Source organism: Humibacter sp. RRB41 (genome assembly GCF_022761015.1).
In the GTDB taxonomy this organism is placed as follows: domain Bacteria; phylum Actinomycetota; class Actinomycetes; order Actinomycetales; family Microbacteriaceae; genus Humibacter.
On sequence record NZ_JAKWJQ010000003.1, the window covers coordinates 559,310 to 576,317 of the forward strand.

A 17,008-nucleotide genomic window follows, 5' to 3' on the forward strand; every position below is an offset into this window, starting at 1 on the left:
AAGGAGAAGGCCCGATGCCCACCGGAATCGCCTTGCAGGACGCCCGCACGCGCCTCTTCTCCGCCGCCGACAACGTGCTCCTCCGTGACGGCGCGAACGCTCTGACGAGCCGTGCCGTGACGGACGAGCTCGGCGTCGCCAAGGGCGTGCTGCACCACCACTTCGCGGATTTCGACACCTTTCTCGCCGACCTCGTCCTCGCACACACGGACGCCCTCGCGAACGTCGCGGACCAACTGCACCGTCGCACCGGGGCCGGGACGATCGTCGCCAACCTCCGCTACGCGCTGACCTCGATCTTCGATCCACTCGGGTTGGCGATGATCCGCCTGGTGATCTCGCGGGATGCCGTGCGCGACCTGCTGCGCAGCTCCGGCTCGCGCGGATTTCCGTATCTCGGACGGGCGAGCGAGGTGCTGACCGATTACCTCGCCGCCGAGCGCGAAGGTGGTCGCCTCCTGACTGACGCGGATCCGCAGTCGCTGGCCCTCACGCTGATCGGCACCGGTCATCTGCTCTTCGCAGGCGAATCCGGGACATCGCCGAATCCCGACGCCGTCGACGAGGCGATCGCGTCCATACTGCGCTGATTGCGCGTCCCTCCCTACCAGGCGCGGACAGGCATCCGTGCTCCTCTAAACTTGGTGTTCGTGCCAGAACCCATCGAGATCACCGAATCCGCGGTGCAGGACGCGGTCGACGCGGCTCTGGCCGCGATCGACACCGCGAGTGACACTGCCGAGCTCAAGGCGGCGCGCACGGCCCACGCGGCCGAGCACTCGCAGCTCGCCCGTTTGAACGCAGCGCTGCGCGACGTTCCGGCCGATCAGAAGGCTGCGTTCGGCAAGCTCGTCGGTCAGGCTCGCGGCCGTGTGAACCAGGCGTTCGCGGCCAAGGAAGCGGTGCTCGCCGAGCAGGAGAACGCGAAGCGCCTGGCTGAAGAAGCCGTCGATGTCACGGAGGTGGCACTTCCGGGGCGTGCCGGCTCGAGGCATCCGCTGTCCTTGTTGCAGGAGCGCATCGCCGACATCTTCGTCGGCATGGGGTGGGAGGTGGCGGAAGGTCCCGAGCTCGAGAGCGAGTGGTTCAACTTCGACGCGCTCAACTTCGACGCGGACCACCCGGCGCGTGCACTGCAGGACACGTTCTTCGTCGAGCCGCCCGAGGCTCATCTGGTGCTGCGCACTCACACGTCGCCCGTACAGGTGCGCGCCCTGCTGGAGCGCGAACTCCCGGTGTACATCGTGGCTCCCGGCCGGGTCTACCGCACGGACGAACTCGATGCGACGCACACTCCGGTCTTCAGCCAGGTCGAGGGCATCGCCGTCGACAAGGGCCTCACCATGGCTCACCTGCGTGGAACACTCGAACATTTCGCGCGGGCGATGTTCGGTGAGGAGGCGAAGATCCGCCTTCGCCCCAACTACTTCCCGTTCACCGAGCCCAGCGCCGAGATGGATGTCTGGCATCCCGGCGCCAAGGGCGGCCCGCGCTGGATCGAGTGGGGTGGCTGCGGCATGGTGAATCGCAACGTGCTGCGCTCGGCGGGCATCGATCCGGATGTCTACACCGGGTTCGCCTTCGGCATGGGCATCGAGCGCACGCTGCAGTTCCGCAATGGACTGAACGACATGCGCGACATGATCGAGGGCGATATCCGCTTCTCGCAGCAGTTCGGAATGGTGGTTTAAGGGCATGCGGATCCCACTCAGCTGGCTCGCCGAGTACGTCGACGTCGCCCCGGGTTCGACGCCCGAAGACGTGCACGCAGTGCTCGTGAAGGTCGGACTCGAAGAGGAAGACATCCACCGCTTCGACATCGCGGGCCCCGTCGTGGTCGGCGAGGTGCTCGACTTCGTCGAAGAACCGCAGACCAACGGCAAGACCATCCGCTGGTGCCAGGTGCGCGTTGCACCCGACGGCGAGCCGGCGGCCGATGGCGGTGAAGCGGTGCACGGCATCGTCTGCGGTGCTCGCAACTTCTTCGTCGGCGACAAGGTCGTGGTGACGCTCCCCGGCTCCGTGCTGCCCGGGCCCTTCCCGATCGCGGCCCGCAAGACGTACGGGCATGTCTCCGACGGCATGATCGCCTCGGCGCGCGAGCTCGGGCTCGGCGACGAGCACAGCGGCATTCTCCGACTCGTGGAGCTCGGGCTCGACGCTCCCGTCGGCACGGATGCGATCTCTTTGCTGGGTCTCGACGACGTCTCGGTCGAAGTGAACGTCACGCCCGACCGGGGCTACGCGCTGTCCATCCGTGGCATCGCCAGGGAATACGCGCACTCGACGGGCGCGGCGTTCCGCGACCCTGCCGCGCAGGTGCAGGTCGCTGACGGCGACGGCTTCAACGTCGTGATCGACGACGGCGCGCCGATCCGCGGACGCATCGGTGCCGACGTATTCATCACTCGCACCGTTCGCGGTATCGATCCGAGCGCCCCGACGCCGGCATGGATGATCGCGAGGCTCGTGCTTGCAGGCATCCGTTCCATCTCGCTCATCGTCGACATCACGAACTACGTGATGCTCGAACTGGGCCAGCCGACGCACGCGTACGACCTCGACAAGCTGACCGGCGGCATCACCGTGCGACGCGCGACGCCGGGGGAGAAGATCACCACGCTCGACGGTCAGGTGCGCGCGCTCGACCCGGAGGATCTGCTGATCACCGACGAATCCGGCCCCATCGGGCTGGCTGGCGTGATGGGTGGCGCGAGCACCGAGGTGAGCGCCGCGACCACCAACGTGCTCGTCGAGGCAGCGAACTTCGACCCGGTCTCCATCGCGCGCAGTGCCCGAAGGCACAAGCTGCCCAGCGAGGCATCTCGTCGCTTCGAGCGTGGGGTCGACCCCGATGTCGCTCGCGCCGCTGCCGCCCGCGTTGTGCAACTCCTCGAGCAGCTCGGCGGAGGCCGGGCCGACACGTTGGGCTCGGCACATCACACCGCAGTCACGGTCGAGCCGATCCTGCTTCCGCACGGCTACGCGAGCGAGCTCGTCGGCGTCGAGTTCACCGACGACGAGGTACGCACGACACTTGCCGAGATCGGTGGAGCGATCGAGCAGACGGATGCCGGCCTCATCGTCACGCCGCCGAGCTGGCGCCCCGATCTGACCGATAAGGCCACGCTCGTCGAAGAGGTCGCCCGCATCGTCGGGTACGACCGCATCCCCTCCGTGCTCCCGGTCGCGCCCGCCGGTCGTGGCCTGACCCGCGATCAGCAGCTGCGCAGACAGACCGCGAACGCACTCGCCGCGACGGGCCTCACCGAGGTGCTGGTCTACCCGTTCCTCACTCAGGAGCAGAACGACCTCTTCGGTTCTCCGAACGAGCAGCAGGTGCCCGCCGTGCGGCTGACCAACCCTCTGGACGCCTCGGCGCCGTTCATGCGCACCTCCCTGCTCCCCGGCCTGATCGACACGGCCAAGCGCAATCTCTCACGCGGCCTGACCGATCTCGCACTGTTCGAGGTGGGCCTCGTGTTCCGCCCGGACGGCCCGGTCTACGGCACCGAGGAACTCCCCGTCGGTGCCGCTCTGCCCACGCCGGAACAGCTCGTCCGGCTCGAGGCAGGCATCCCTGCCCAGCCACGCATGGTCGGTGCACTGTTCACCGGAGAGTCGACGCAGAAGCAGCCCGGCCTTACCGCAGTTCCGTCTGGCATCGCCGACGCGCTCGCCGCTGTGCGCACGTTGCAGAACGCGCTCGGCGTGACGCTCGAGGTGCGCCGGGGATCGCACAAGGCCTTGCATCCGGGGCGCACGGCTGAGGTGTTGCTCGCCGGTGAACACGTTGGCTACGCCGGCGAGCTGCTGCCGCAGGTGGCGGTCGACGCCGATCTGCCTCGGGTGGTTGCCGTGCTCGAGGTCGACCTCGACGCGATCATCGAGGCGGCAGGCTCGGAACTCCACGTGACTCCGATCTCGTCGTTTCCGGCGGCGACCCAGGACCTCTCGCTCGTCGTCGACGTGGACATCCCTGCCGCCGACGTGCTGGCAGCGGTGGTCGAGGGTGCGGGCGCGCTGCTCGAGAACGCCCGCATCGTCGATGACTACCGCGGATCCGGTGTGCCGGACGGCTCGAAGAGCCTCACGTTCGCGCTGCGATTCCGCGCCGCCGATCGCACCCTGACGGCGTCGGAAGCCAGCGAGGCGAAGCTCGCCGGCGCAGCTCGTGCTGCCGAGCGCATCGGCGCCGCCGTGCGCGAGTAGTCGCCCGGCGGAAAGCCCAGACTGGTTCCGACGGATGCTGGCGCCGGCCGCTGGAAACGGCCAGGCTTGACGCCATGGGACACGGATCTGACGCCGTCGTGAGCGTCGATGGGTTGCGCAAGGACTACGGCGGGTCGACGGCCGTCGACGGGATCAGCTTCGAGATCGAGCCGGGAGAGACGTTCGCTCTTCTCGGTCCGAATGGCGCGGGCAAGTCCACGACGATCGAGATCCTCGAGGGCTACCGGGACCGCACAGCGGGAGACGTTCGCGTGCTCGGCGTCGACCCCCATCGTGCGACCCTCGACTGGAAGGCGCAGCTCGGCATCGTGTTGCAGTCGACAGGCGAGCCCGGCGTCATGACGGTGGCGGAGCAGTTGCGTCACTTCGCACGCTTCTACCCTCATCCTCGCGACGTCGACGAGACGATTGCAGCCGTGGGGCTGACCGAGAAGGCCGGCACCAGGCTGGCCCGGTTGTCCGGAGGCCAGCGTCGTCGGGTCGACGTCGCGCTCGGCATCATCGGGAATCCGCGACTGCTCTTCCTCGACGAGCCCACCACGGGGTTCGACCCCGAGGCCAGGCACGAATTCTGGGAGCTCATCCGAGGGCTCAAACGCGAGGGCACGACGATCCTGCTCACCACGCACTACCTCGACGAAGCCGCTCGGCTCGGTGATCGTGCCGGGGTGATCGCCGGAGGCAGGCTCATCGACATCGGCCCCATCGATGAGATCGGCGAGGCATCCGCCCGCGTACCGATCGTCCGCTGGCGCGACCAGCGGGGCGAACATTCGGTGCGTACGCAGGAGCCGGGCCGTACGGTCGCCGACCTCGTCGCTTCCCTCGGTGCCGAGCCGACCGGTCTCGAGGTGATCCGTCCCGCTCTCGAGGATGTCTATCTCGAGATGGTCGGCGCCGCGCGTGACGGTGAACGAGCCGCAGCATGAGGATGCTCGCACTCGGCGGTTCCCGCACCCGTTACGAGGTCGTCGCGTACTTCCGTTCCCTCGACACCGTGTTCTTCACTTTCCTCTTTCCGCTGATCATGCTCGGCATCTTCACCGCGGCGTTCAGTGCGTCAGGCGACATCGTGGTGAAGCCCGGTCAGCCGGGCATCAGCGTCGGTGCCTACTACCTTCCCGGCATGGTCGCCGCGGGCATCCTGCTCTCCGGCGTGCAGAACCTCGCAGTCGACATCGCGCGCGAGAAGGGTGACGGCACGCTCAAGCGGCTCGGCGGCACGCCCTTGTCTCCCGTCAGTTACTTCATCGGCAAGATCGGCCAGGTCTTCACGACCGGCATCATCCAGCTGGTGCTGATCCTCGTCGTCGCGCGGCTCTTCCTCGGCATCGCTCTGCCGACCGATCCCGGCAGATGGTTGACGTTCGTGTGGATCTTCGTGTTCGGCATCGTGACCTCGTCGCTCTTGGGGATCGCTCTGTCAGCTCTGCCGCGGTCAGGGAGGTCGGCGACCGCCGTGGTGGTGCCGATCGTGCTCATCCTGCAGTTCATCTCGGGCGTCTACCTGCGATTCGATCAGCTGCCGGGCTGGATGCAGGCGATCGCGAGCGTGTTCCCGCTGAAATGGATGGCGCAGGGCATGCGCAGCGTCTTCCTCCCGAGCGACTTCGTGACGCTCGAACCGAACGACTCATGGCAACTGGGCTGGATCGCCGTGGTGCTCGGCATCTGGTTCATCGTGGGTCTGGCGATCAGCCGGGTGACGTTCCGCTGGATCCGCAAGGATTCGTGAGCACGTACTCCCTTCCGGTGCGATTGGCGATGCGCGATGCGCGACCGGTATGCTCTTCGCATGTCTTCGTCCCGGCGCACCGTTCTCGCACAGGTCTTCTCGACCCGTGCCGCGCGCCGACGTCTGGACGCACGCCGAAGCTAGGCGACGCGTACGGAACCGCTGCCGGCGGTTCACCCGTGGGCGTCGCCGTGCCGACCAACGTCCGTCCACAATTAAGGTAGAGACATGTCCTATTCGGTTGCCGTTGCAGGCGCCTCGGGCTACGCGGGGGGCGAGCTCCTCCGCATCCTGGCCGATCATCCCGATTTCGAAATCCGCACCGTGACGGCGGGGTCCAACGCGGGCTCTCCGCTCGTCGACCACCACCCGCACCTGCGTTCACTCGCGCATCTGATGCTGCAGGAGACGGATGCCGCGACCCTCGCCGGTCATGACGTCGTGTTCCTCGCGCTGCCGCACGGGGCATCCGGCGCGATCAGCTCCCAGCTCGGCGACGACGTGCTCGTCATCGACTGCGGCGCCGACCACCGCCTCGCCTCGGCGAGCGACTGGGCGGCGTTCTACGGCGGTGAGTACGCCGGCTCCTGGCCATACGGGGTGCCGGAACTCCCTGTCGAAGACGGCAAGCAACGAGATGCCCTCGTCGGCGTCAACCGCATCGCGGCACCGGGATGCAACGCCAGCTCCGTCTCCCTTGCGATCGCTCCCGGCATCGCGGCGGGGCTCATCGATGACAGCGACATCGTCGCCGTGCTCGCCGTCGGTCCCAGCGGGGCAGGCAAGAGCCTGAAGACCACCTATCTCGCAGCAGAGCTGCTCGGCAACGCGGTTCCGTACGGCGTCGGTGGCACGCATCGCCACATCCCCGAGATCCTGCAGAACCTGCGGGCCGCCGGCGCACCGAACCCGGCCATCTCGTTCACGCCTGTGCTTGTGCCGATGTCGCGGGGCATCCTGGCAACTGTGACCGCACCGTTGAAGCCGGACGTCACCGTCGAACAGGTGCGTGCGGCTTGGACGGATGCCTACAGCGGCGAGCCCTTCGTGCAGGTGCTGCCGGCCGGCAGGTTCCCGCGCACCTCCGACGTGCTGGGCGCCAACACCGCGCTCATCGGCGTCACCGTCGACCCTGCCGTGAACAGGGTCGTCGCGATCGTCGCCATCGACAACCTGGTCAAGGGCACGGCGGGTGCCGCGATCCAAAGCGCGAACATCGCACTCGAACTGCCGGAGACGACCGGCCTCAGCGTGAACGGAGTGGCACCGTGAGCGTCACGGCAGCAGCAGGATTCCAGGCGGCGGGCGTCGCTTCAGGACTGAAGGCGACCGGTGCGCTGGACCTCGCCGTGGTGCACAACGTGGGCCCGCGGCAGAACGCGGCGGCGGTGTTCACCTCCAACCGGTGCAAGGCGAACCCCGTGCTCTGGAGCGAGCAGGTCGTCCAGGACGGAATCGTCTCAGCCGTCGTGCTCAACTCCGGAGGCGCCAACTGCTACACCGGCGCCCAGGGATTCCAGACTTCGCACGCGACAGCAGAGGCCGTCGCCGAGCAGTTCGGGGTGTCGGCGGGAGACGTCGTCGTGTGTTCGACCGGCCTGATCGGCGAACAACTCGACCGTTCGGCCGTGGTCCGCGGAGTCGAGGCGGCCGCGACATCCGTCGGCGCCGACGAACAGCACGCGCTCGACGCGGCGACCGCCATCATGACGACCGACACGCGCCCCAAGCAGGCCGTCGTCGCCGGCGACGGCTGGGTGATCGGAGGCATGGCGAAGGGAGCGGGGATGCTCGCACCCGGCCTCGCCACCATGCTGGTCGTGCTCACGACGGACGCCTCGCTCGACTCCGCGACGCTCGATTCCGCCCTGCGTACCGCCACCCGTCTCACCTTCGACCGACTCGACTCCGACGGTTGCATGTCCACGAACGACACCGTCGTGCTGCTGGCATCCGGCGCCTCGGGTGTGACGCCGAGCGCCGACGAGTTCGCGCTCGCACTCACGGACCTCTGCCAGGACCTCGCCATGCAATTGCAGGGCGACGCGGAGGGGGCATCCCACGACATCGCCATCGAGGTGGTGCACGCGGCGACCGAGCCTGACGCGGTCGAGGTCGCTCGCGCCGTCTCGCGCAGCAACTTGTTCAAGGCTGCGATCTTCGGCAACGACCCCAACTGGGGAAGGGTGCTCGCCGCGGCAGGCACGACCGACGCCGAGTTCGACCCGTACGGCATCGACGTGGCGATCAACGGCGTGCAGGTCTGCACGGCGGGGGAGCCGGACCAGCCACGCGAGCTCGTCGACCTGACCCCGCGCGCCACGTCGATCGTGATCGATCTGCACGCGGGCGACGTCGCGGCCACCATCCTCACCAATGACCTCACGCACGACTATGTGCATGAGAACAGCGCCTACGCGAGCTGAGCCATGTCGGATCCCACGTACATCGAACCCCAGCCGCTCGACGTGAACCCCAGCGGCAAAGCCGCCCTCCTGATCGAGGCGCTGCCCTGGCTGAAGGCCTTCAACGGCCGAACGATCGTCATCAAGTTCGGCGGCAACGCCATGATCGACGAGAACCTGGTGAGCGCCTTCGCCGACGACATCGCATTCTTGCGGTTCGCCGGCATCCACCCCGTCGTCGTGCACGGCGGCGGGCCTCAGATCTCGGCCATGCTCGATCGCCTCGGAATCGTCAGCGAGTTCCGCGGCGGGTACCGTGTGACGACTCCAGAGACCATGGACGTCGTGCGCATGGTGCTCACCGGCCAGATCAGTCGCGACATCGTGAGCAACATCAACCGGCACGGTGCCCTGGCATCCGGACTCTCCGGCGAGGATGCCCGGCTCTTCGAAGGCAGGGTGCGTCACGCTGTCGTCGATGGTGACGAGGTCGATCTCGGTCTCGTCGGCGATGTGGTCGGCGTGAATCCGGAAGGCGTGATGGCCGAGCTGGCCGCCGGGCGCATTCCGGTGGTCTCCTCGATCGCACTCGACGTCGATGTGCAGGGCCGCAGCCTCAACGTGAACGCGGATGCCGCTGCCGCCGCGCTCGCCGTCGCACTGGGCGCCGCGAAGCTGGTCATCCTCACCAACGTCGCCGGCCTGTACCGCGACTGGCCGGACCGCGACTCGTTGATCTCCGAGGTCGGCGTCGAGGAGCTCAGACAGCTGATGCCTTCGCTCGACACGGGAATGATCCCCAAGATGACGGCCTGCCTCGACGCTGTCGCCGGCGGCGTGCCGAAGGCAGCGGTCATCGACGGCCGCGACGAGCATTCTTTGCTGTTCGAGCTGTTCACCAACGGCGGCAGTGGAACGGAGGTGACCGCATGACCGAGACGACTCGCACCTTCACGGCCGAAGACTGGCACGAGAAGTACGGCCAGGTCATGATGGGCTCGCTCGCGGTGCCCGCCGTGATGCTCGAGCACGGCAGCGGCGCCTACGTGTGGGACGTCGACGGCAAGGAATACCTCGACTTCCTTGCAGGCATCGCCGTGAATTCGCTCGGCCACGCCCACCCCGTGCTGGTGGATGCCATCGCCACGCAGGCCGCGAAGCTCGTGCACGTCTCCAACTACTTCGCGACGCCGTCGCAGGTCGCCCTCGCGGAGCGACTGCTGCGCATCAGCGGCGCAGGCGACGGCGGTCGCGTCTTCTTCGGCAACTCAGGAGCCGAAGCCAACGAGGCGGCCTTCAAGCTGGCCAGGCTGAACTCCCGGCCGGGACGCACTCGCATCCTGGCCTTGAACAACGGCTTCCACGGTCGCACGATGGGGTCGCTGGCTCTGACCGGCAAGCCTCACATGCGAGAGCCGTTCGAGCCGATGCCGCCGGGGGTCGAGCACATCGAGTCGACGATCGCCGCGCTCGAGGCTGCGATCGACGACGACGTCGCGGCGCTCTTCGTCGAGCCGATCAAGGGTGAAGCGGGCGTCATCGACCTGCCAGAGGGATTCCTCGCTGCAGCACGCGAGCTGACCGCACGACACGGCGCTCTGCTGGTCGTCGACGAGATCCAGACCGGCGTCGGTCGTACCGGCGCGTGGTTCGCGGTGCAGCACGCGGGCATCGTGCCCGACGCGATCACCGTGGCGAAGGGCATGGCGGGTGGCGTACCGATCGGGGCGCTCATCACGTTCGGCGCGGCATCCGAGCTGTTCGAGCGCGGACAGCACGGCAGCACGTTCGGCGGCAACCCGCTGGCGACGGCCGCGGCGGACGCCGTGCTCGAGGAGATCGAGAGCGCAGGGCTGATCGAGAACGCGCGGATCAGAGGGCGGCAGCTGCGCGAGCTGCTGCGGGGCATCCGGTCTCCGCTCATCGCCGAGCTTCGTGGTGCGGGACTTCTGATCGGCATCGGCCTCACCGAGCCGGTGGCGAACGAGCTGACCGCGGCCGCGCTGCGCAGAGGGCTCATCATCAACGCCACCAACGACTCGAGCATCAGGCTCGCGCCACCCCTCATCATCGGCGACGACGAGATCGCCGAGTTCGGTCGCCGCTTCAGCGCGGCTCTCGATGATCTCCGCAACGACACCAGAGGAGCCGACCAGTGACTCGCCACTTCCTCCGCGACGACGACCTCACCGCAAGTGAGCAGAGGGAGGTCCTCGATCTGGCTCTGCGCCTGAAGGCAGAGCCCTATCTCGAGCGCCCGCTCACTGGTCCGCAGACAGTGGCCGTCTTCTTCGACAAGACGTCGACGCGCACTCGCGTGTCGTTCTCGGTCGGCATCGCCGACCTCGGCGGCGTGCCTCTGGTGATCTCCAGTAGCGACAGCCAGCTCGGCGGCAAGGAGTCGGTGGCAGACACGGCCCGTGTGCTCGAGCGCATGGTGTCCGCGATCGTGTGGCGTACCTTCGCGCAGTCAGGTCTCGAGGAGATGGCCGCCGGCACTGTCGTTCCGGTCGTCAACGCGCTCTCCGACGACTTCCACCCCTGCCAACTGCTGGCTGACCTGCTGACCGTGCGCGAGCGGTTCGGAACACTCACCGACCGCAGCCTCGCCTACGTCGGCGACGGCGCCAACAACATGGCGCACTCCTACCTGCTCGCCTGTGCAACGGCGGGTATGCACGTGCGCATCGGTTCACCGGCCGCGTACCAGCCAAGGGCCGACATCGTCGAGGATGCCCGTCGCATCGCGTCCGAGGCCGGCGGTTCCGTGCTCGTGACGACCGATCCGAAGGAGGCGGCCGCCGACGCGAACGTCATCGCGACCGACACCTGGGTGTCGATGGGGCAGGAGTCGGAGAAGGCCGAACGGGTCGCGGTCTTCGGCGACTACGGCGTCGATGACGAGCTGATGGCAGTGGCATCGAGCGACGCGATCTTCTTGCACTGTCTCCCGGCATACCGTGGCTACGAGGTCGAGGCCACGGTCATCGACGGGCCGTCCTCGGTCGTGTGGGACGAGGCGGAGAACCGGCTGCATGCTCAGAAGGCTCTGCTGGCCTGGCTATTGGAGAAGAACGCATCATGACCGATCATGAAGGTACCCAGGACTCCTCCCACGGCGGCAACCGGGCCAATGAGGCAGGCGCGCTCTGGGGAGCTCGTTTCTCCAGCGGCCCGTCACCCGAACTGACCGAACTGAGCAGGTCGACGCAGTTCGACTGGCGGCTGGCGCACTACGACATCGCAGGTTCGAAGGCGCATGCGAAGGCCCTGGCCGCGGCCGGATATCTCTCCCGCTCCGAGCTGGATGCCATGACTGCGGCACTCGACGCGCTGCTGGTCGACGTACGGTCCGGGGCGTTCAGGGCAGAGGCATCCGATGAAGATGTGCACTCCGCACTCGAGCGTGGCCTCGTCGAACGTGCCGGTGGCGAGCTCGGCGGCAAGCTGCGTGCAGGTCGCAGCCGTAACGACCAGATCGCCACTCTCGTCAGGCTCTTCCTCTTCGACCACGCTGAGCGCATCGCGCGGCTGATCCTCGACGTGATCGACGCACTCGCCGCGCAGGCCGAGGCGAATGCGGATGCGATCATGCCGGGTCGCACGCATCTGCAGCACGCGCAGCCGGTTCTGCTGGCGCACCACCTGCTGGCGCACTGCTGGCCCCTCGTTCGCGACCTCGAACGCATCACCGATTGGCGCCGACGCTCGGATGCCTCGCCATACGGCTCAGGCGCCCTCGCCGGCAACACGCTCGGCCTCGATGCAGGGCTGGTCGCCTCCGAGCTGGGCTTTTCGCGCGTGGTCGAGAACTCCATCGACGGCACGGCAAGTCGCGACTCGGTGGCGGAGTTCGCCTACATCACGGCGCAGCTCGGCATCGACCTGTCCCGCCTTGCGGAGGAGATCGTCCTCTGGAACACCCGCGAATTCGGCTTCGTCACGCTCAGCGACTCCTATTCGACCGGGTCGTCGATCATGCCGCAGAAGAAGAATCCCGACATCGCGGAACTGGCGCGCGGCAAGTCCGGCCGGCTGATCGGCAATCTGACCGGCCTGCTCGCCACCCTGAAGGGCCTGCCGCTCGCCTACAACCGCGACCTGCAGGAAGACAAGGAACCCGTCTTCGATTCGGTGGACACGCTCGAGGTCCTGCTCCCCGCTTTCGCCGGGATGATCGCGACACTGCATTTCCAGACCGAGCGGATGCGCGAACTCGCTCCCCAGGGATACTCCCTCGCCACCGACGTGGCCGAGTGGCTCGTCAAGCAGCATGTTCCGTTCCGCGACGCCCACGAGATCACCGGCGCACTCGTCGCCTACGCCGAGGCGAACGGTCTGGAGCTCGACGAGGTCGACGACGCCGCGCTCGCCGGGGTGTCTCCGCACCTCACGCCAGAGGTGCGTGGCGTGCTGACCCTGCAGGGCTCGGTCGAGTCCCGCGATGGGCTGGGTGGAACGGCGCCGTCTCGCGTCGCCGAACAGCGCGCGCATCTGACGGAGCGCGTCCGTGTCCTGTCCGACGCACTTTTCGAGGAAGGAACGGTGCAATGACACCGTCGAGCAAGCCGGCCGGCAAGAAGAGCACGAGCTCGACCGAGGGTTCCCGCCCGAAGAGGACAGGCAGCCCGCGCTGGCTGATCAACACCATCGCGATCGTGGCCGCGGCGGTCATCATCATCGGCATCATCGCGACGATCGCCGTTGGTGGTCGGCTCTTCTGAGATGACAAGGCTCGACCGGTCGTTCTTCGAGCGCACGTCGCTTCAGGTGGCGCCGGAGCTCCTGGGCGCGCGACTGACCCACGTCACCGAGGAGGGATCGGTCACGCTGCGCATCACCGAGGTCGAGGCCTACCTGGGTGACGGCACCGATCCGGGATCCCACGCATTTCGCGGCCGAACGAAGCGCAACGCGGTGATGTTCGGCGAGCCGGGACGCGTGTACACGTATTTCACCTACGGCATGCACACGTGCGCGAACCTCGTGTGCTCGCCGGTGGGGGAGGCGTCTGCGGTTCTGCTCCGCGCCGGAGAGATCGTCGACGGGATCGACCTCGCCAGGACACGACGCGGCGAACGCGTTCCCGACCGCGACTTGGCCCGCGGCCCCGCCAGACTCACGGTGGCGACCGGCATCATCCTCGGCGAGAACGGTTCGGATGTCTTCGCAGCTCCGTTCGCGCTCCGACTCGCGGATGAATCTGTGGGCGTGATCGCGACGGGACCGCGCACCGGCGTCAGTGGTCTCGGCGGCGACGCCGCCGCGTTTCCGTGGCGGTACTGGATCGAAGGCGACGCGACGGTGTCGCCGTACAAACGGCATCCGCGTGCCGTCTCTGCGCTCTAGCGCGAGGTGATCCGGGCGGTCAGATGCCGGTCGCGAGGCGGAAGAGCGCACCGCAGGCGGTGGCCCACACCAGACTGACGAGCGTTCCGATGATGAATCGCTCGCGCACCTCGGCGACCTCGAGCTCGGTGAAACGGCCGACGCTCTTGACGGCGACGACGACGGCGATCGCCTCGGGGAAACCGGCCATGACGCTGGCTGTGGTGGCGATCCGCTCGAAGATGCCGATCACGGTTCCGCCGCGCAGCACCTCGCCGGATGCGGGGGAGTCGGACCTCTCGACGACGATGCCGCCGTGACGGCCCTCGCGCACGGTGTCCCGCGACGCCACGGCGAGCACGAAGAGCACGGCGGGGCCGCCTCCGAGCACGCTGAGCGCCAGCGCAGCCAGGCCGAGAACGACACTCACCGCGGGATACGGTCGATCGTGAGGGAGCACCACCATCACGAGTGCGACGACCAAGGCAGCCGAAGCTGCGATGACGAGCCACCGCCGCGGTGTCTTGATGGTCACGGCTGCGGCCGCGATGCCGAGGCCGACCACGATGATCACCAGTGCCCAATAGATCACGGGAAGCACACCGGTGAGCGCGACGTGGTAAACGGTCATTCGGATGCTCCCTCGTTCGACGCGTCGTCAAGATCGTGCAACAGCCTAGTGAGGGCGGGCACCGCGGCCGCCTCAGGGTGGATGCCGGCGGCCCTCGCCCTCGAACTCACCGCGGGCTCGCTCACGCCCAGTCGTGCGGCTGCCTCGCGCTGTGTCATGCCTGCCGCCATCAGGTCGTAGAGTTCCCAGCCCGCAGTGCTGCGTCGCTCGCGCAGGCTGATCAGCAGGCTGATCATCGCTTCCAGATCGGATGCCTGCATCGCCCGCTCATCCGCCCCGGAGCGCAGGGCGAACCTGGTCTGCCGCCTTTTGGCGGCGTCGACGGCGTTGCGTGCGGCGTAGAACGCCGGGCCGGTGGCGGCACGTGCGGCGTCCGGCAACGGATGCCTCACCTCACCGCACCCGACGCCGACGCTCCACTCGCCGGTGCGGCTGAGATCGAGCACCAGGGCGAGTGCGGCATCCGCGTCGTCCGTGACGGCTTGCACCTCGTCGCCCGCGTTCCGATCGACGGGGAGCGCCAGCCGGCCGGCGAAGGCATCGTCAAGACGGCGTTGCGTGGGTTCGACGATGTCGGGGCGGCTACGGCTGTTCACCTGGTCCGCGGTGATGACGAACATGATCCCTCCCAACGTTCGCGCTGATATAAGTGTTGATATAAGTACGGAACCTTAACCCCATAGTACTTAAGCCTCACGGCATAATCAATGCGCGAATAAGCGGAGAGCCCTTGCTACTGTTGTCGCGTGCCAGCCGATGCCCTCGCCACCCAGAGCAACGATCCCAGCTTCGCCGACGTCTGGCAGGAGCTGGTCTGGCGTGGCCACATCCGCGTTTCCACCGACGAAGAGGCGCTCCACGCCGCGCTGACATCGGGCCCGATCACGTTCTACTGCGGCTTCGACCCGACGGCCGCAAGCCTTCACCTGGGAAATCTGGTGCAACTGATCGTCATGCGGCGCCTGCAGCTCGCAGGTCATCGTCCGCTCGGTCTCGTCGGTGGTTCGACCGGCCTCATCGGCGACCCTCGACCCTCGGCGGAGCGCATGCTCAACACCAAAGAGACGGTCTCGGAGTGGGTCGGCTACCTGCAGGCCCAGGTGTCCCGGTTCCTCAGCGATGAGGGCGACAATCCTGTGCGCTTGGTCAACAACCTCGACTGGACGGCACCCCTGTCGGCCATCGACTTCCTTCGCGACATCGGCAAGCACTACCGCGTGGGCACCATGCTCAAGAAGGATGCCGTCGCAGCGAGACTGAACTCCGACGCCGGCATCAGCTACACCGAATTCAGCTACCAGATTCTCCAGGGCTACGACTACCTCGAGCTTTACCGTCAATACGGCTGCGTGCTCCAGACGGGTGGAAGCGACCAATGGGGCAATCTCACCAGCGGAACCGACCTCATCCATCGAGTCGAGGGAGTGTCGGTGCACGCCATCGGCACGCCACTCGTGGTCAACAGCGACGGCACCAAGTTCGGTAAGAGCGAAGGAAACGCGATCTGGCTCGACCCGGCATTGACGAGCCCTTACGCGTTTTACCAGTTCTGGCTCAACGCGCTCGACGACGACGTCATCGAGCGGATCAAAGTCTTCACGTTCCTGCCCCGCACAGAGATCGAGCGTCTCGAGCGAGCGGTGGCCGACGAGCCCTACAAGCGCGAGGCCCAACGCACCCTGGCACGCGAGGTGTCCACGCTGGTGCACGGTGCCTCGGCAACACAGGCCGTGATCTCGGCGGCCGAAGCATTGTTCGGCAACGGCGACCTCGCAGAGACGGATGCCGTCACTCTCGAGGCCGCGCTCCGCGAGCTTCCCAACACGACAACGTCTCCCGATGCGCCGATCGCCCAGCTGCTGAGCGACACCGGGCTCACCTCGAGCCTGTCGGAGGCCCGCCGGGCCATCTCGCAGGGGGGCGTATACGTCAACAACGCCAAGGTCGAGGATGTTGCCGCGACCATCGCCGGCTCAGTGCTGCCGAGTGGCGTCGCCGTGCTGCGGCGAGGCAAGAAGACGCTCGCTGGAGTGTTCGTCGAGTAGACATGACGGCGCGAGACGGCGACACGCCCGAGGTCGTTGCGCGATTTGCGCGACTGCGACCCCGCCCGTAATGTAATCCCCTGTCACCCCAAAGGTGCGGAAAGCTCGAAGAGCTTCCGGCCTCAAGCGGGACCGATCCCGAGCCGAAGCGCTACTCCTCTTGAGGAGAGAACCACTGGCTTGCTAGGATTGAAAACCCATTCGCGGAGTTCGTCTTCACAGCCGGCTCGAGTCGTGAGGGCTTGGCCATGTCCGCGTGACAGCCCGGCCCGACTTGACAAAGCCGGCGAGAGTGGTAAAGTAGAGAAGTTGCCCCGGGGAGCAAGTCGAGAGACTGAAAACCGGGAGTGTCCGATCCTTGAGAACTCAACAGCGTGCACAATGTCAAATGCCAATAACCTCGGCATCGGCCTTTTTGGTTGGTGTTGGGATTCCTTTGGATTAGATAAAATATTGAATGTCAGTTGATATTCGATTCTAGTCAGAACAAACTCGCATGGTGTGGACCTTTTTCCGGTTTGTGCTGTGTGTTGAATTTTCTGCAGGCTTTCGGGTTTGTGGAGTTCAGCTTTTATGGAGAGTTTGATCCTGGCTCAGGACGAACGCTGGCGGCGTGCTTAACACATGCAAG

16 protein-coding genes and 1 rRNA gene are annotated in these 17,008 nt (G+C 66.9%); 15 read left to right on the plus strand and 2 right to left on the minus strand.

Features of this window, described 5'->3' with window-relative positions:
* The first annotated feature begins 14 nt into the window (after nucleotides 1-14).
* The 13 genes from MJ603_RS11240 (at nucleotide 15) to MJ603_RS11300 (ending at nucleotide 13,722) form a co-directional block, all read left to right on the plus strand.
* Nucleotides 15-590, plus strand: a complete 576-nt coding sequence (locus tag MJ603_RS11240; RefSeq protein ID WP_243063803.1) for a TetR/AcrR family transcriptional regulator — start codon at nucleotides 15-17, stop codon at nucleotides 588-590.
* Nucleotides 591-650: 60 nt separating this feature from the next.
* A complete protein-coding gene (gene pheS / locus MJ603_RS11245) occupies nucleotides 651-1,691 on the plus strand; it encodes a phenylalanine--tRNA ligase subunit alpha (RefSeq protein WP_243063804.1) in 1,041 nt (346 codons plus the stop codon).
* Nucleotides 1,692-1,695: 4 nt separating this feature from the next.
* The gene (gene pheT, locus MJ603_RS11250) at nucleotides 1,696-4,212 is read left to right on the plus strand and encodes a phenylalanine--tRNA ligase subunit beta (RefSeq protein WP_243063805.1); all 2,517 of its coding nucleotides are present in this window, start codon (nucleotides 1,696-1,698) and stop codon (nucleotides 4,210-4,212) included.
* Nucleotides 4,213-4,286: 74 nt separating this feature from the next.
* Nucleotides 4,287-5,162 (plus strand): ABC transporter ATP-binding protein, encoded by an 876-nt coding sequence (locus MJ603_RS11255; protein WP_243063806.1) that lies wholly within the window; start codon nucleotides 4,287-4,289, stop codon nucleotides 5,160-5,162.
* On the plus strand, nucleotides 5,159-5,968 hold the full coding sequence (locus tag MJ603_RS11260; RefSeq protein ID WP_243063807.1) for an ABC transporter permease: 810 nt from the start codon (nucleotides 5,159-5,161) through the stop codon (nucleotides 5,966-5,968). Before MJ603_RS11255 ends, MJ603_RS11260 begins: the two co-directional genes overlap by 4 nt.
* Before the next feature lie 228 nt (nucleotides 5,969-6,196).
* Nucleotides 6,197-7,240, plus strand: coding sequence for an N-acetyl-gamma-glutamyl-phosphate reductase (gene argC / locus MJ603_RS11265; protein WP_243063808.1), 1,044 nt, complete (start codon nucleotides 6,197-6,199; stop codon nucleotides 7,238-7,240).
* Nucleotides 7,237-8,394 (plus strand): bifunctional glutamate N-acetyltransferase/amino-acid acetyltransferase ArgJ, encoded by a 1,158-nt coding sequence (gene argJ / locus MJ603_RS11270; RefSeq protein WP_243063809.1) that lies wholly within the window; start codon nucleotides 7,237-7,239, stop codon nucleotides 8,392-8,394. Before argC ends, argJ begins: the two co-directional genes overlap by 4 nt.
* Nucleotides 8,395-8,397: 3 nt before the next feature.
* Nucleotides 8,398-9,306, plus strand: a complete 909-nt coding sequence (argB, locus tag MJ603_RS11275) for an acetylglutamate kinase (protein ID WP_243063810.1) — start codon at nucleotides 8,398-8,400, stop codon at nucleotides 9,304-9,306.
* On the plus strand, nucleotides 9,303-10,532 hold the full coding sequence (locus tag MJ603_RS11280; protein WP_279239149.1) for an acetylornithine transaminase: 1,230 nt from the start codon (nucleotides 9,303-9,305) through the stop codon (nucleotides 10,530-10,532). Before argB ends, MJ603_RS11280 begins: the two co-directional genes overlap by 4 nt.
* Entirely contained in the window at nucleotides 10,529-11,458 is a 930-nt protein-coding gene (argF, locus tag MJ603_RS11285; RefSeq protein WP_243063811.1) for an ornithine carbamoyltransferase, read from the plus strand. The genes MJ603_RS11280 and argF overlap by 4 nt, the downstream gene beginning before the upstream one ends.
* Nucleotides 11,455-12,927 (plus strand): argininosuccinate lyase, encoded by a 1,473-nt coding sequence (gene argH / locus MJ603_RS11290; protein ID WP_243063812.1) that lies wholly within the window; start codon nucleotides 11,455-11,457, stop codon nucleotides 12,925-12,927. The genes argF and argH overlap by 4 nt, the downstream gene beginning before the upstream one ends.
* Nucleotides 12,924-13,097 carry a hypothetical protein gene (locus MJ603_RS11295; protein WP_243063813.1) on the plus strand — a complete coding sequence of 58 codons (174 nt, stop codon included), beginning with the start codon at nucleotides 12,924-12,926 and terminating at the stop codon, nucleotides 13,095-13,097. Before argH ends, MJ603_RS11295 begins: the two co-directional genes overlap by 4 nt.
* Nucleotide 13,098: 1 nt before the next feature.
* Complete coding sequence (locus MJ603_RS11300; RefSeq protein ID WP_243063814.1) at nucleotides 13,099-13,722, plus strand: DNA-3-methyladenine glycosylase; 624 nt, start codon at nucleotides 13,099-13,101, stop codon at nucleotides 13,720-13,722.
* A gap of 19 nt (nucleotides 13,723-13,741) precedes the next feature.
* On the opposite strand, the gene MJ603_RS11305 is transcribed toward MJ603_RS11300, so the two are convergent.
* Both MJ603_RS11305 and MJ603_RS11310 read right to left on the minus strand, forming a co-directional pair.
* The gene (locus MJ603_RS11305) at nucleotides 13,742-14,332 is read right to left on the minus strand and encodes a hypothetical protein (RefSeq protein WP_243063815.1); all 591 of its coding nucleotides are present in this window, start codon (nucleotides 14,330-14,332) and stop codon (nucleotides 13,742-13,744) included.
* On the minus strand, nucleotides 14,329-14,952 hold the full coding sequence (locus tag MJ603_RS11310) for a SatD family protein (RefSeq protein ID WP_243063816.1): 624 nt from the start codon (nucleotides 14,950-14,952) through the stop codon (nucleotides 14,329-14,331). Before MJ603_RS11310 ends, MJ603_RS11305 begins: the two co-directional genes overlap by 4 nt.
* 126 nt (nucleotides 14,953-15,078) lie before the next feature.
* On the opposite strand from MJ603_RS11310, the gene tyrS reads away from it, so the two are divergent.
* On the plus strand, nucleotides 15,079-16,377 hold the full coding sequence (gene tyrS, locus MJ603_RS11315; protein ID WP_243063817.1) for a tyrosine--tRNA ligase: 1,299 nt from the start codon (nucleotides 15,079-15,081) through the stop codon (nucleotides 16,375-16,377).
* A 570-nt stretch (nucleotides 16,378-16,947) separates the two neighbouring features.
* Nucleotides 16,948-17,008 (plus strand): 16S ribosomal RNA (locus MJ603_RS11320); the annotation flags it as partial.

Coding starts and splice junctions, on each gene's coding strand:
- MJ603_RS11300 (WP_243063814.1), top strand. CDS start 13,099: ATGACAAGGCTCGACCGGTCGTTCTTCGAGCGCACGTCGCTTCAGGTG.
- MJ603_RS11280 (WP_279239149.1), top strand. CDS start 9,303: ATGACCGAGACGACTCGCACCTTCACGGCCGAAGACTGGCACGAGAAG.
- MJ603_RS11240 (WP_243063803.1), top strand. CDS start 15: ATGCCCACCGGAATCGCCTTGCAGGACGCCCGCACGCGCCTCTTCTCC.
- MJ603_RS11310 (WP_243063816.1), bottom strand. CDS start 14,952: ATGTTCGTCATCACCGCGGACCAGGTGAACAGCCGTAGCCGCCCCGAC.
- MJ603_RS11255 (WP_243063806.1), top strand. CDS start 4,287: ATGGGACACGGATCTGACGCCGTCGTGAGCGTCGATGGGTTGCGCAAG.
- pheT (WP_243063805.1), top strand. CDS start 1,696: ATGCGGATCCCACTCAGCTGGCTCGCCGAGTACGTCGACGTCGCCCCG.
- argH (WP_243063812.1), top strand. CDS start 11,455: ATGACCGATCATGAAGGTACCCAGGACTCCTCCCACGGCGGCAACCGG.
- MJ603_RS11305 (WP_243063815.1), bottom strand. CDS start 14,332: ATGACCGTTTACCACGTCGCGCTCACCGGTGTGCTTCCCGTGATCTAT.
- argC (WP_243063808.1), top strand. CDS start 6,197: ATGTCCTATTCGGTTGCCGTTGCAGGCGCCTCGGGCTACGCGGGGGGC.
- MJ603_RS11260 (WP_243063807.1), top strand. CDS start 5,159: ATGAGGATGCTCGCACTCGGCGGTTCCCGCACCCGTTACGAGGTCGTC.
- argB (WP_243063810.1), top strand. CDS start 8,398: ATGTCGGATCCCACGTACATCGAACCCCAGCCGCTCGACGTGAACCCC.
- MJ603_RS11295 (WP_243063813.1), top strand. CDS start 12,924: ATGACACCGTCGAGCAAGCCGGCCGGCAAGAAGAGCACGAGCTCGACC.